This window comes from Kitasatospora sp. NBC_00240, from assembly GCF_026342405.1.
Lineage (GTDB): Bacteria > Actinomycetota > Actinomycetes > Streptomycetales > Streptomycetaceae > Kitasatospora.
Genome location: NZ_JAPEMU010000001.1, coordinates 5,934,087 through 5,946,476 on the forward strand (window position 1 = coordinate 5,934,087; position 12,390 = coordinate 5,946,476).

Consider the following 12,390-nt stretch of genomic DNA (forward strand, 5'->3'; position numbering starts at 1 on the left):
CTTGCAGGGTGACTTTCCCGGGCAAGGCGAATTTTCCAGTGGTGGGCGTGATCGGCGGCGGGCAGCTGGCCCGCATGATGCATCAGGCGGGCATCCCGCTCGGTGTGCGCTTCAAGCTTCTCGCCGACACCCCCCAGGACTCCGCGGCGCAGGTGGTCTCCGAGGTCGTCCTCGGCGACTACCGCGACCTGGACACCCTGCGCCGCTTCGCGGCCGGCTGCGACGTCGTCACCTTCGACCACGAGCACGTCCCCACCGAGCACCTGCGGGCGCTGCAGGCCGACGGCATCGCCGTGCGGCCCGGCCCGGACGCGCTGGTCAACGCCCAGGACAAGGGCGTCATGCGGGCCAAGCTCGACTCCATCGGCGTGCCCTGCCCCCGGCACCGCCTGGTCGCCGACCCGGCGGACGTGACCGCCTTCGCGAACGAGGGCGCCGGCTACCCCGTCGTGCTGAAGACCGTCCGGGGCGGCTACGACGGCAAGGGCGTCTGGGTCGTCGGCGACGAGCAGGAGGCGCACGCGCCGTTCCTGGCCGGGGTCCCGGTGCTGGCCGAGGAGAAGGTCGACTTCCTGCGCGAGCTGGCCGCCAACGTGGTGCGCTCGCCCAGCGGCCAGGCCGTCGCCTACCCGGTGGTGGAGAGCGTCCAGGAGAACGGCGTCTGCGCCGAGGTCACCGCCCCCGCGCCGGACCTCGACCCGGCGATGGCCGCCGAGGCCCAGGCGCTGGCCCTGCGGATCGCCGGCGACCTGGACATCACCGGCCACCTCGCGGTGGAGCTGTTCCAGACCCGCGACGGCCGGATCCTGGTCAACGAGCTGGCGATGCGTCCGCACAACTCCGGCCACTGGACCCAGGACGGCTCGGTCACCTCGCAGTTCGAGAACCACCTGCGGGCCGTCCTCGACCTGCCGCTCGGCGACCCCCGCCCGCGCGCCCGGTGGACCGTCATGGTGAACGTCCTCGGCGGCGACTACCCGGACATGTACCACGCATTCCTGCACTGCATGGCCCGCGACCCCGGGCTGCGGATCCACATGTACGGGAAGGACGTGAAGCCCGGCCGCAAGGTCGGCCACGTCAACGTCTTCGGGGACGACCTCGACGACGTCCGCGAGCGCGCCCGCCACGCGGCCGCCTACCTGCGAGGAACGATCACCGAATGACCAACCCCGCTGCTCCCGTCGTCGGCATCGTCATGGGCTCGGACTCCGACTGGCCCGTGATGGAGGCCGCCGCCCAGGCGCTCGACGAGTTCGAGATCCCGTACGAGGTGGACGTCGTCTCCGCGCACCGGATGCCGCGCGAGATGGTCGCCTACGGCGAGAACGCCCACACCCGCGGCCTGAAGGCGATCATCGCGGGCGCCGGCGGCGCCGCCCACCTGCCGGGCATGCTCGCCTCGGTCACCCCGCTGCCGGTGATCGGCGTCCCGGTGCCGCTGCGCTACCTGGACGGTATGGACAGCCTGCTGTCGATCGTGCAGATGCCGGCCGGCGTGCCGGTGGCGACCGTCTCGGTCGCGGGCGCCCGCAACGCCGGTCTGCTGGCCGTCCGCATCCTGGCCGCGTTCGACCCCGAGCTGACCGAGCGGATGACCGACTTCCAGGCCGAGCTGAACAGCCAGGCCACCGAGAAGGGCAAGAAGCTGCGCGCCAAGGTGGCGGGCTCCACCGCCTTCGGTTTCGGAAAGTAGCTCTTCGGGATACAAGAGGTCATATGACTTCTGAGCAGATCCCTGGGCAGGCCGACCGGCAGCACGACGGACCGGCCCCGGCCGGCGGGCCCGCCCCCGAGCTCGTCGACCGCGCCAGGGCCCTGCTCCGCGAGGCGCCGGTGGTGGACGGTCACAACGACCTCCCCTGGGCCATGCGGGCCCAGGCCGGGTACGACCTGGACGCCATCGACCTGGCGGCCGACCAGCGGGTACGGCTGCACACCGACCTCGCCCGCCTCGCCGCGGGCGGGGTCGGCGCCCAGTTCTGGTCGGTCTACGTCCGCTCCGACCTGGCCGGCGACCACGCCGTCAGCGCCACCCTGGAGCAGATCGACTTCGTCCGGGCGCTCACCGACCGCTACCCGGACCGGCTGCGGCTCGCCCTCACCGCCGACGACATGGAGGCGGCCCGCGCCGAGGGCCGGATCGCCTCGCTGATGGGCGCCGAGGGCGGCCACAGCATCGACTGCTCGCTCGCCACCCTGCGCGCCCTGCACCAGCTCGGCGTGCGCTACCTGACGCTCACCCACAACGACAACCTGCCGTGGGCCGACTCCGCCACCGACAAGCCGGTGGCCGGCGGGCTCACCCGCTTCGGCGAGGAGGTCGTCCGCGAGATGAACCGCCTCGGCATGCTGGTCGACCTCTCGCACGTCTCCGCCGACACCATGCGGGACGCCCTGCGGGTGAGCGAGGCGCCGGTGATCTTCTCGCACTCCTCCGCCCGCGCGGTCTGCGACCACCCGCGCAACGTCCCCGACGACGTGCTCGCCCAGCTGCCCGGCAACGGCGGCCTGGCGATGGCCACCTTCGTCCCCAAGTTCATCCTGCCCGCCGCCATCCGGTGGACCCTCGCCGCCGACGAGAACATGCGCGCCCACGGCTTCCACGCCCTGGAGACCACCCCGGCCGCGATGGACTGCCAGCGCGCCTTCGAGGCGGTCAGCCCCCGCCCGGTCGCCACCCCCGCGACCGTCGCCGACCACCTGGACCACATGCGCGAGGTGGCCGGTATCGACCACATCGGCATCGGCGGCGACTTCGACGGCACCGCGTTCGTCCCGGCCGGCCTGGACGACGTCGCCGGCTACCCGAACCTGATCGCCGAGCTCCTCCACCGGAGCTGGTCACCGGCCGACCTCGCCAAGCTGACCTGGCACAACGCCGTCCGCGTCCTGCGCGATGCCGAGGACGTCGCCCGCGGACTGCAGCGCACCCGCCGCCCGTCCATCGCCACCATCGAGCAGCTGGACGGCCCGGGCACGGACTGATCCCGGGCGGGGGCGCGCCGGTCGCCCGGCGCGCCCCGCTCCTGACTTCAGCCCCCGTGTTCGCCGACCTCCGGTTCGCCAACACCGAGGCCGCCGACGGCTGGGAGCAGCTGAGCCGTCAGGCCCCGGGCAACCTGCGTCGCGCCTTCGAGCGGATCCGGACCGCACCCAGGGCCGGCGACAACCCTGAGCGGCAGCACCGGCTCAAGGGCAAGCTCGGCTCCGCCCTGTTCAAGGGGCAGAACGTGGAACGGTGGCAGTACGAGGTCACCGGCGGCGGACGTCTCTGGTACCTGGTCGACGACACCAACCCCACTGCCTGGATCAGCTACGCGGGAGCCGGCCACCCGAAGGCCACGGACTGACCCGGAATCCCGGGCAACGGCCGATCGTCCCGCTGCGTCGCCGGGCCCTCGACGAGGACTCGAACTGCTGCACCACCCGGCCGCGACGGTCGAAACTCCATGGCACGGTTGACCGCCCCGTGCCGGAGTGGGCGGATGGATCACGAAGAACTGCTTGCCCTGTTCGACCGCCGGTTGAGGCGCGACGCGAAGGCTGACGGGCCCGGTGCCCGGATCGAACGTGACGGCGATGTCGTGCGGCAGGTCGGCGCGGAGCGACCGACGAGAGCCGCCCCGTCCTGCAACGGCTCGGGTTCGCGGTGCTGAGCACCACGACCCCCTACGTCTACCGGCCCGAGCACAACGACGGCGAAGCACGGACCGGTTGACGCGGCCGTCGGGCGAAGCCGGTGACGGGTCACCGCCCCGTCACGTTCCTGCCTCCGGACAGCCGTCCGCCCCGGGCCGGCGCGGGCCGACATGGTGTCGGGTGCGCCGCCCTGGGGCGGGGGTGGGGCGGGGTGGTGCGGGTGTGGGTCGTGCCTGTCACGGTGGTTACTTGGGGTCGCGGTTGAAGGTGCTGGTGGACCAGCGGTAGCCGAGTGCGGTGAGGGCGACGGACCAGGCGAGGGTGAGCCATCCGTTGTTGCCGATGCCGGTGCCGAGGAGCAGGCCCCGCAGGGTTTCGATGGCGGGGGTGAACGGCTGGTACTGGGCGATGGGCTGGAACCAGCCGGGCATGGAGTGCAGCGGGGTGAAGGCGCTGGAGATGAGCGGCAGCAGGATCAGCGGCATCGCGCTGTTGCTGGCGGCCTCGGCGTTGGGGCTGACCAGGCCCATGCCGACGGCGATCCAGGTGAGGGCGGTGGCGAAGAGCACGAGCAGGCCGAGGGCGGCCAGCCATTCCAGGGCGGTGGCGTCGGTGGAGCGGAAGCCGATGGCCAGGGCGACGGCGCCGACGAGGACGACGCCGGCGATGGACTGCAGGACGCTGCCGACGACGTGTCCGACCAGGACGGACGGGCGGTGGATGGCCATGGTGCGGAAGCGGGCGATGATGCCCTCGTTCATGTCGGTGGCGACGGAGACGGCGGCGCCGATCACGCTGCTGCCGATGGTCATCAGCAGGATGCCGGGGACGACGTAGGCGATGTAGGCGGAGCGGTCGCCGCCGCCGATGCCCGCGCTCATCGTGTCGCCGAAGATGTAGACGAAGAGCAGCAGCAGCATCACCGGGGTGAGCAGCAGGTTGAGGGTGAGTGAGGGGTAGCGCCGGGCGTGCAGGAGGTTGCGGCGCAGCATGGTCCTCGAGTCGCGGACGGCGAGGGCGAGAGTACTCATCGGGCGTTCTCCTCGGACTGGGTGGGCCGGGCGGCCTGGGTGGGGATGGCGGTGTCGGTGAGGGCGAAGAAGACGTCGTCGAGGTCGGGGGTGTGGACGGTGAGTTCGTCGGCCTCGATGCCGGCGGTGTCGAGCTGGTCGAGGAGGGCGCGCAGGTGGCGCTGGCTGCCGTCGCCGGGGTTGCGCAGGGTCAGGGCGTCGTCGTCGCGGGCGGAGTCGGGGAGGGCGAGCGTGGCCCGCCGGTAGGTGTCGGGGTCGGTGAAGCGCAGCCGCACGTGGCCGCCGGGGATCAGGCGCTTGAGTTCCTCGGCGGTGCCGTGGGCGGCGATCCTTCCGTTGTGGAGGACGGCGATGCGGTCGGCGAGCTGGTCGGCCTCCTCCAGGTACTGGGTGGTGAGCAGGACGGTGGTGCCGCCGGTGACCAGTTCGCGGATGATCTGCCACATGGTGTGGCGGGAGCGGGGGTCCAGGCCGGTGGTCGGCTCGTCGAGGAAGATGATCCGCGGGCTGCCGACCAGCGTCATGGCGATGTCCAGGCGGCGTTTCATGCCGCCGGAGTAGGTGGAGGCGGGCTTCTGCGCGGCGTCGGTGAGGTCGAAGCGCTCCAGCAGTTCGGCGGCGACCTGTCGTCCCTCGCGCTTGGAGAGGTGGTGCAGGTCGGCCATGAGGAGCATGTTCTCCTCGCCGGTGATCAGGCCGTCCACGGCGGAGAACTGGCCGGTGACGCCGATGGTGGCGCGTACCGCCTGGGGGTGGGTGGCCAGGTTGTGGCCGCCGACGTGGATGTCGCCGGTGCCGGGGTCGGCGGTGATGAGGCTGGAGAGGATCTTGACGGCGGTGGTCTTGCCGGCGCCGTTCGGGCCGAGCAGGGAGAAGATCGTCCCTTCCGGGACGGCCAGGTCGACGCCGTCCAGGACGACCTTGTCGCCGTAGGACTTGCGCAGCCCGTTCGCCGCGATGGCCAGGTTGGTCATGAGAAGTCGCTCCTTCGGGAGGCTGGGGGCGGGCGGAGACTGCGGGTTCAGAGGCTGCGGGCGGTGATGTCGCCGTGGGCGGTGGTCGCGTGGACGGTCAACTCGGGGGCGCCGGTGTTCTGCAGGGCGTTGTCGATCCGGCCGTAGGAGGTGCCGGCGTCCAGGGCGGCGCTGACCCCGCGGGCGGCGCCGATCGTGATGTCACCGGCCTGGGTGCGCAGTTCGACGGTGCCGCGGACCGCCTCGGTGATCGTGATGTGGCCCTGCAGGGTGCTGATCCGTGCGGGGCCGCCGAGGCGGCCGACGGTGATGTCGCCGGCCTGGACGGTGAGGTGGGCGCCGGCGGTCTCGTCGAGCTTGACGGTGCCCTGCGCGCCCTCGAAGGTGACGTCGCCGAGGCGTCCGACGCCCCGCAGTTCGGCGGCGGCGGCCTTGGCCTCGACCCGGGAGCCGGACGGGAGTTGGACGGTCACCTCCACGGACCCGGAGTGGCCGACGATCCGGTTCTTCGCCGGCGCGGCCCCGATCCGCAGCACGCCGTCGGCGTACTCGACGGTGACCCGCTCCGCCACCTGCACGTCCCGGCTCTTCGAGGCGTCTGCCGGCAGGACCTCCACCGTGCTGTCCGCCCGGTCGGCGGCGATGAACCGGATCCGCCCGGCGGGGATGTCGAGGATGGTGGTGATCGGGGTGGGGGTGTCGAACTTCAGCATCGCTGTCTCCTCTTGCGCTTCGCGTTTCTGACAACGCAAACGCTACGTTGCGTTCGAAGATCCTTCAATGTCTTCATTGCGCTTGATTGGCATCATCCCAGGTCAAGGCTGCAAAATCATTGCAATGGATGCCGATTTAACGCAACGTCAGAGGGAGTTGCGTTGCAATGGAATGACGGTGAATGCTATGCGGAGGCAGCAAAGGACACCTTGCCGCCGCTGTTGGGGGGACTCGGCGTCGAGTGCGCCGCCTGCTGACCGGGCCGATCCGCGCCGGCATCGTCGAGGCGCCGCGGTCGACGGTGAGTGGTCGGCGGTGAGTGGTCGGCGCCGGCTGAGCCGTCAGGCGCCCGGCAGCCTGCGCCGCGCCTTGGACGGGATTCGCTCCGCAACCCGCCCGGATGACTCCACGGGTCGAGGCGGTGCTCCTCGCGCTGCCTCCGGGGCACCCTCCGGCAGCGTGTCGAGTCCAATCATGCCTTGTCAGAGGCCTCTTGCGGTAGGACCGAGAGCACGTCGGTCCGAGCTTGTCCGGGCCGCCGCCGCCCCTCAGACTCGACCCATCCACCTCGATCCCACGTGCCGACTTCTCCCCCCGGAGAGGCCGGTACGTCCGTCGCGCTGCCCTGGCGCCGGCGGGTACGGCCTCGGGTGGACGGACAAGGGGGAACGATGAACAGCGAAGCGGTACTGCGGGCGCGGGTGTTGATGCTCGACGAGGGCCGGATCGCCCCGGTGCAGGAGCTGCGGGCGCTGCGGGTGCTCGCTCCGGTCGCCCCGGCGGCCTACCTCCCCAAGCTCTCCAGGGCGCTGGTGAAGTACGCCAAGGGCCGTACCGGCCCGGAGAGGCTGGCGCTGCTGGTGGAGGCGGTCGACGCGGCGGAGCGGATGGACGAGGCGGATCCGGTGCGCCCGGCCGTCCTGCTGAAGGCGCTGAACGCCTACCAGAAGCAACTTGACGCGGCAGGGCGCCCGTCGGACGCGCTCGCGGCCCGGGGCCGGATGCTGGAGGCCGCCCGGGCCGCAGGCACCGGCCGGTAGCCCCGGCCCGCCGGTGGGGAGGGCGGCGCCCCGGCCTCCCCACCGGGCCCGCCCCTCCTCACCGGCCCGCGCCACCCCGCTCGGCCCCGGCCGGGCGGGGTGGCGCGGGATGCCGGGTGTCCTCCGGCCCGGCAAGGAACACCCGGCGCCCCTGCCGGTCGACATCCGTGACGACGACCGAGATCTCGTCGCCGACCTGGAAGGCCTCCGGCAGACCGGCTACGGGCCTGCCGTGGACTTCCTTGAAGGGCACCAGCCCCACGACTTCGTCCCCGATGTCGACGAAGGCGCCGAAGAAGAGCATGTCGACGACCGTGCCGCGCAGGGCCTGGCCGAGCGCCGTGCGGTCGGCGAAGGCCTGGAAGGGGTCGGGGAGCAGTGCGCGCAACGACAGCCTGGCCTCCGCGTTGTACGTGTCGAACTGGAGGAACTCGCATGAGACGTGCTGTCCGACCTGGACGGCATCGGTCGGAGCTTCGTTCCGCCGCCAGGACAGTTCGGGGATGGTGATGAACCCGACGCCGGGGAACAGGGGGTGGTCCGGTCCGTCGTCCAGGGCCACGAAGACCCCGAACCGCTCGATCGCCGCGACGGTGCCGGAAAGGATCTCGCCGGGCTGCAACGACTCCAGGAATGCCCAGAGGTCCGGGCTCTCAGACTGCCAATCCATATCCGCCAGCCTGGCACACGCGTCGTCTCACGGCGGTTCCGGCCAGGCCGTCCATGCCTGTGCCCCCCGCGAGAGTCTCGACGGCGGGAGGTCGAGCCGGCCAGGCCGTTCAGGGTCCGCTCCGAGGCCGGCGGGGGGTGCGGAGGACCGGATCAGTGCGTGGGCGGGGTCCAGTCGGCGGGCAGGCCGGACTGGGCAAGGACGGTGTTGAGGCTGTAGTAGTCCTGGTCGGAGGCGATCAGGTGGTGCTCGCCGAGGTCGAGGAGGGTGGCCATCGGCACGGCGAACGGCTTGGGCGCGCCCTTGAGATGGCCGGAGTAGACGGCTTCGACGGTGATGTGGGCGCCGTCGCGGTGGGCTGCCTTCACGGTGACGTGGACGCCGTCGATGAGGCTGTCGGTACGGGCCTTCCAGCCGCCGATCTCCTGGCGGCCGTGGAAGGTGACCCCGATGCCCTGGTCCGTGTAGGTGCTGTCGGCGGTGAACAGGACACCGAGCGCCTGGGGGTCGCTGCCGTTCCAGGCGGCGGCCCATGCGGTGACGACCTTCGGCAGGCGCTGCGCGGTGGACGGCACGGTGGGCTGCGCGGCGGCGGCGGTGGTGCCGAGGACGGCGCAGAGGGCCGTCGTACCGATCAGCGCGGTCAGGGTACGGCGTGAGCTGGACTTCATGGCGGGGCTCCTTCGGGCGAGCGGTGAGCGGTGAGCGAGGGTGACAGATGAGGGGGCAGGGGGTCAGGGGACCAGGACGACCTTGCCGGAGACCGTGCCGGACTCGGCCAGGCGCAGGGCCTCGGCGGCCTCGGCGAGGGGGAGTTGGGCGGCGATGCGGGCGGTGACCTCGCCGCGCTGGACGGCGGCGAAGACCTGGGTGAGGTCCGTGCGCAGCCGGGCCCGGAACCGGTTCTTGTTGAGCGGCCGGCCGGCCCAGATGTTGTAGAAGTGGGCGCGGCGTCCGTTGGGCAGGGTGTTCCAGAGCCAGGTGCGGGCGAGGATCTTCAGGACGGGCCACTGCTTGGAGCCGGTGTCGTCGCGGGTGGAGGCGCTGCCGTAGGAGATGAGGGTGCCGCCGGGGGCGAGTAGGTGCCAGGAGTCGACGACGCTGCGGCCACCGACATGGTCGAAGACGGCGTTCACCCCGCCGGGTGCCAGTTCGCGCACCTGGGCGGGCACGTCGCCGGCGCGGTAGTCGACCGGGAGGACACCCAGTTCCCGCAGGGCGTCGTGGTGGCGGACGGAGGCCGTGCCGATCACCTTCGCACCTGCCGCGCGGGCGAGTTGGACCAGGACCGAGCCGACGCCGCCGTTGGCGCCGTGCACCAGGACGGTCTGACCGGCCCGCACCCGGGCCTTGCGGTGCAGCATCTGCCAGGCCGTGATGCCGTTGACCACGACGGTCTCGGCCTGCGCCGCCGTGAGGCCCTGCGGGACCTCCACCGCGTCGCCGGCGTCGAGCACCACGTGGCTGGCCCATCCGCCGACCTTCACCAGCGCGGCCACCCGTCGACCGGCCAGGCCCGGGTCGACGCCCCGGCCGGTGGTCAGCACCCGGCCCACCAGGTCGTAGCCGGGGACGAACGGGAACGGCGGCTGGTCGTAGTACCGCCCGCGACGCATCTGCTGCTCGGCGAACGAGACGCCGGTGGCCTCCATGGCGACGACGATCTGCCCCGGGCCCGCCTGCGGTACGGCGCTCTCGCGGATCTCCAGGCCCTCCGGCGCCACGACACCCGGCAGGACGACCTCGATGCGACGTTCGGCGTTCATGATCGCCTCTCCCTCGGTAGATGATTTCGCGTTCGTTAGAAGTTGTAACGCAAATCAGTGGCGAGAGTCAATAGCGACAGTGACAACCTCTAACTATTGCTTTGATCGGATCGAGGGAGGGGCCGACTCGGTCCGCCCTGCAGGCCGGGCGCAGGGATGGCAGGCATGGCGGAGCGGACCGGCGGAGGGCGGGAGCGGGCGCGAGAAAGCGGTGCAGAAGCCCCTTGGAAGCGGGCGTCTAGCCCTTGGTGGGGCGGATCGACACCCCGTGCAGGCGACCCTCCATCCGGAACGAGAGGACCAACTCGCCGTCTCGGTCGAGGTGTTCGGTCACCCGTTGCACGGCGTTCGGGCGGGTGAGGAAGTACTGGTACGCGTCGTGCTGGGTCGCGCCGAGCGGCAGCGTACGCAGTGAGCCCCACAGCGCGGCCAGGGCGTCGGCGAGATGCTCGAAGGCGGCAGGCGGTGTCACGTCCTCGATCTCGACGGTGACGGGGGTCGGCGGCGGGGCGCTGTTTCTGGTCACGGCCGGCCTCCGACGGTCGTCGCTTCCGCCGCCCGCGCCCTGCACCGATGCCGACCGAGGGGTGGGCGGTGACCATCGAGGTCGCCGACGCCCGGTCTTGGCCGCAGGGCGCGGATGCGGTGGTCCAGGAGCTGCGACGGCAGCCGATCGGCCAGGTCGGGAAGGGAGTTGGCGGCCGGTCGTGGCACGGCCAGGGCGCGGAGTCGAGCTGCGGTCCCCGGCGCCATCCGCACCTCGACCCAGGTCTTCTTCCCGGAGTCCAGCCGGATGGTGCCCCGCTGCAGCGCCAGCGCGTCGACCAGGAGCAACCCGCGCCCGCCCTCGTCGTCCGCCTCCGGCTCCTGTTGCTGCGGTTCGGTCGGATTGGCGTCCTCGACCGTGAGAACGACCGTGCCGTCCTCGGTGCCGATGAGTTCGACGGTGGTGGTCTGCGTCTTGCCGTACCGCACCGCGTTGGTCACCAGTTCGGAGACCAGCAGTTCGATGACCGCCCGGTCGTCCGGATCCAGTTCCCCCACCCAGGTGCCCAGTTGGGCCACGGCGAGTCTTCGGGCGACGGCGACGGACGACTCGGACGCGGGGAGGCGGAAGCGGTTCTGGGGCATGGCGGAGGTCCTCCTGGCTGTGATCGCGGGGGCGAGGTTGCCGGTGGCGTTCGGCGAGGTGGCCGCAGAGGCCCCGGTTGTCTCGGCAGAAGTAGGCGGGCAGGGCATGTAGCTGCCGCTCCGCCCTATGGCGTGGCAGTGTGTAGCGGTTCGGTTGCCGCCCGTCATAGTGAGAATGATGCCTGATGTAGCGTCAGCGCAAGTCTCAAAAATGAGAATTCTCATTCAAGGGCGTCAGGCTGCCGCTCGGCTTGGGGTGAAAGTGGCGGTGGGTGTGCTCCAACGGGCAAACTGGCCGCCAGGGAGACCTGGGAAACGAGGAGGGCCAGTGACGCCACCCACGGTGCGTCGGCGTCAGCTCGGCAGCCAGCTGCGCCGGCTGCGTGAAGCGCTTGATCTCACGCTTGAGGATGTCGAGAAGCGCACAGGCCTGACTGCTGCGAAGCTGTCCCGCGTCGAACTCGCGAAGTCGGCGGCCAAGCCGGCGGACGTTGAACTCCTGGCGCGGGTCTACGGTTGTACGGACCAGCTGTGTGCAGCGCTGGTCGCCATCGCGAAGGACGGCGGCAAGCGGGGTTGGTGGCTCAACTACCTTGAGGACATGGCACCCTGGCTCGCAGACCAGATCAGTCTGGAGAGCTCGGCGAAGACCTTCCGCACCTATGAGGTCCAACTGGTTCCCGGACTGTTCCAGACCGCCGACTACGCCAGAGCGATCATCACCCGGCTCGGGCTGGGCATCGCCCCCAGCGACATCGAGGCTCGCGTCCGTGTGCGCCGTGAGCGACAGTCCGTCCTTACGCAGCCTCAGCCGCTGGAGGTCTCGGCGGTCATTCACGAGGCAGCGTTGGCGAGCCGAGTCGGCGGGGACCGGACGATGCGGGGCCAGTTGGAGAAGCTTCTTGAGCTCGCATCCCTGCCCAACGTCACCATCCAAGTCATGCCGTCGGCGACCGGGGCTCACCAGGGCATGACCGGGCCGTTCACCATACTGGGATTCCGGGAGAGCGACCTGGACGTGGTGCTCGTCGAGGGGATGCTGACCAGCGAGTGGCTGGAGGAGCCCGACCGGGTTTCGGTCTACGACCGCGCTTTTCGTGAGATCACGGCCGATGCTTGGCCGCTCGAAAGGTCCATCGAGTTCATCGCCGCACAGAAGGACATCCTCACGTGAACAACTTCGTCCGCAATTCAGCCGAACTCGACGTGGCCTGGCAGAAGTCCAGCTTCAGCGGTGGCAACGGCAACTGCGTGGAGATCGCTTCCGTCGGATCCTTTTCCTACGTTCGTGACTCCAAGGACAGCCAGGGCCCGGCACTGATCCTGGATGTCCGTGCGCGTCGAGAGTTCCTTGCCGCCGTTGCCACAGGCGAGTTCGACTTCGATCTCTTCTGATGGAACTTGCATGTGCGCGGGTTGGAC

General features: G+C 70.9%; 15 protein-coding genes and 1 pseudogene. 8 read left to right on the forward strand and 8 right to left on the reverse strand.

The features are described from left to right. Window positions 1–74: 74 nt before the first annotated feature. The 5 genes and pseudogenes from OG689_RS25325 to OG689_RS25345 all read left to right on the forward strand — a co-directional run. Window positions 75–1,166, forward strand: a complete 1,092-nt coding sequence (locus tag OG689_RS25325; protein WP_266327424.1) for a 5-(carboxyamino)imidazole ribonucleotide synthase — start codon at window positions 75–77, stop codon at window positions 1,164–1,166. Further along, window positions 1,163–1,696, forward strand: a complete 534-nt coding sequence (purE, locus tag OG689_RS25330; protein ID WP_266323173.1) for a 5-(carboxyamino)imidazole ribonucleotide mutase — start codon at window positions 1,163–1,165, stop codon at window positions 1,694–1,696. Before OG689_RS25325 ends, purE begins: the two co-directional genes overlap by 4 nt. Before the next feature lie 23 nt (window positions 1,697–1,719). Further along, window positions 1,720–2,988, forward strand: a complete 1,269-nt coding sequence (locus OG689_RS25335; RefSeq protein ID WP_266323174.1) for a dipeptidase — start codon at window positions 1,720–1,722, stop codon at window positions 2,986–2,988. A gap of 56 nt (window positions 2,989–3,044) precedes the next feature. Further along, window positions 3,045–3,353, forward strand: coding sequence for a hypothetical protein (locus tag OG689_RS25340; protein ID WP_266323175.1), 309 nt, complete (start codon window positions 3,045–3,047; stop codon window positions 3,351–3,353). A 135-nt stretch (window positions 3,354–3,488) separates the two neighbouring features. Next, a pseudogene (locus OG689_RS25345) lies at window positions 3,489–3,608 on the forward strand (GNAT family N-acetyltransferase); the annotation flags it as partial. Window positions 3,609–3,887: 279 nt separating this feature from the next. Here OG689_RS25345 and OG689_RS25350 read toward each other — a convergent pair. From OG689_RS25350 to OG689_RS25360, 3 genes are read right to left on the reverse strand one after another with little or no spacing between them, the layout of a single operon-like run. After that, entirely contained in the window at window positions 3,888–4,673 is a 786-nt protein-coding gene (locus tag OG689_RS25350; RefSeq protein ID WP_266323176.1) for an ABC transporter permease, read from the reverse strand. After that, window positions 4,670–5,647, reverse strand: a complete 978-nt coding sequence (locus OG689_RS25355; RefSeq protein WP_266323177.1) for an ATP-binding cassette domain-containing protein — start codon at window positions 5,645–5,647, stop codon at window positions 4,670–4,672. The genes OG689_RS25350 and OG689_RS25355 overlap by 4 nt, the downstream gene beginning before the upstream one ends. 47 nt (window positions 5,648–5,694) lie before the next feature. Further along, a complete protein-coding gene (locus OG689_RS25360) occupies window positions 5,695–6,360 on the reverse strand; it encodes a DUF4097 family beta strand repeat-containing protein (protein ID WP_266323178.1) in 666 nt (221 codons plus the stop codon). Window positions 6,361–7,032: 672 nt separating this feature from the next. On the opposite strand from OG689_RS25360, the gene OG689_RS25365 reads away from it, so the two are divergent. Continuing rightward, window positions 7,033–7,401 (forward strand): hypothetical protein, encoded by a 369-nt coding sequence (locus OG689_RS25365; RefSeq protein WP_266323179.1) that lies wholly within the window; start codon window positions 7,033–7,035, stop codon window positions 7,399–7,401. A 58-nt stretch (window positions 7,402–7,459) separates the two neighbouring features. Here OG689_RS25365 and OG689_RS25370 read toward each other — a convergent pair whose 3' ends face one another. From OG689_RS25370 to OG689_RS25390, 5 genes are all read right to left on the reverse strand, one after another. Beyond that, complete coding sequence (locus OG689_RS25370; RefSeq protein ID WP_266323180.1) at window positions 7,460–8,071, reverse strand: S1 RNA-binding domain-containing protein; 612 nt, start codon at window positions 8,069–8,071, stop codon at window positions 7,460–7,462. A 152-nt stretch (window positions 8,072–8,223) separates the two neighbouring features. Further along, entirely contained in the window at window positions 8,224–8,742 is a 519-nt protein-coding gene (locus tag OG689_RS25375) for a nuclear transport factor 2 family protein (RefSeq protein WP_266323181.1), read from the reverse strand. A gap of 63 nt (window positions 8,743–8,805) precedes the next feature. Then, the gene (locus OG689_RS25380) at window positions 8,806–9,837 is read right to left on the reverse strand and encodes a medium chain dehydrogenase/reductase family protein (protein WP_266323182.1); all 1,032 of its coding nucleotides are present in this window, start codon (window positions 9,835–9,837) and stop codon (window positions 8,806–8,808) included. Between the two features lie 238 nt (window positions 9,838–10,075). Next, window positions 10,076–10,363: a hypothetical protein gene (locus OG689_RS25385; protein WP_266323183.1), complete on the reverse strand. Its 288-nt coding sequence runs from the start codon at window positions 10,361–10,363 to the stop codon at window positions 10,076–10,078. Beyond that, window positions 10,360–10,968, reverse strand: a complete 609-nt coding sequence (locus OG689_RS25390) for an ATP-binding protein (protein WP_266323184.1) — start codon at window positions 10,966–10,968, stop codon at window positions 10,360–10,362. The genes OG689_RS25385 and OG689_RS25390 overlap by 4 nt, the downstream gene beginning before the upstream one ends. 328 nt (window positions 10,969–11,296) lie before the next feature. Here OG689_RS25390 and OG689_RS25395 point away from each other — a divergent pair, with 328 nt between their 5' ends. Together OG689_RS25395 and OG689_RS25400 are read left to right on the forward strand one after the other, a co-directional pair. Next, the gene (locus tag OG689_RS25395; RefSeq protein WP_266323185.1) at window positions 11,297–12,142 is read left to right on the forward strand and encodes a helix-turn-helix transcriptional regulator; all 846 of its coding nucleotides are present in this window, start codon (window positions 11,297–11,299) and stop codon (window positions 12,140–12,142) included. Then, on the forward strand, window positions 12,139–12,363 hold the full coding sequence (locus OG689_RS25400; protein ID WP_266323186.1) for a DUF397 domain-containing protein: 225 nt from the start codon (window positions 12,139–12,141) through the stop codon (window positions 12,361–12,363). The genes OG689_RS25395 and OG689_RS25400 overlap by 4 nt, the downstream gene beginning before the upstream one ends. Window positions 12,364–12,390 lie beyond the last annotated feature (27 nt).

Coding starts and splice junctions, on each gene's coding strand:
- purE (WP_266323173.1), top strand. CDS start 1,163: ATGACCAACCCCGCTGCTCCCGTCGTCGGCATCGTCATGGGCTCGGAC.
- OG689_RS25380 (WP_266323182.1), bottom strand. CDS start 9,837: ATGAACGCCGAACGTCGCATCGAGGTCGTCCTGCCGGGTGTCGTGGCG.
- OG689_RS25335 (WP_266323174.1), top strand. CDS start 1,720: ATGACTTCTGAGCAGATCCCTGGGCAGGCCGACCGGCAGCACGACGGA.
- OG689_RS25375 (WP_266323181.1), bottom strand. CDS start 8,742: ATGAAGTCCAGCTCACGCCGTACCCTGACCGCGCTGATCGGTACGACG.
- OG689_RS25325 (WP_266327424.1), top strand. CDS start 75: ATGATGCATCAGGCGGGCATCCCGCTCGGTGTGCGCTTCAAGCTTCTC.
- OG689_RS25390 (WP_266323184.1), bottom strand. CDS start 10,968: ATGCCCCAGAACCGCTTCCGCCTCCCCGCGTCCGAGTCGTCCGTCGCC.
- OG689_RS25350 (WP_266323176.1), bottom strand. CDS start 4,673: ATGAGTACTCTCGCCCTCGCCGTCCGCGACTCGAGGACCATGCTGCGC.
- OG689_RS25370 (WP_266323180.1), bottom strand. CDS start 8,071: ATGGATTGGCAGTCTGAGAGCCCGGACCTCTGGGCATTCCTGGAGTCG.
- OG689_RS25365 (WP_266323179.1), top strand. CDS start 7,033: ATGAACAGCGAAGCGGTACTGCGGGCGCGGGTGTTGATGCTCGACGAG.
- OG689_RS25360 (WP_266323178.1), bottom strand. CDS start 6,360: ATGCTGAAGTTCGACACCCCCACCCCGATCACCACCATCCTCGACATC.
- OG689_RS25355 (WP_266323177.1), bottom strand. CDS start 5,647: ATGACCAACCTGGCCATCGCGGCGAACGGGCTGCGCAAGTCCTACGGC.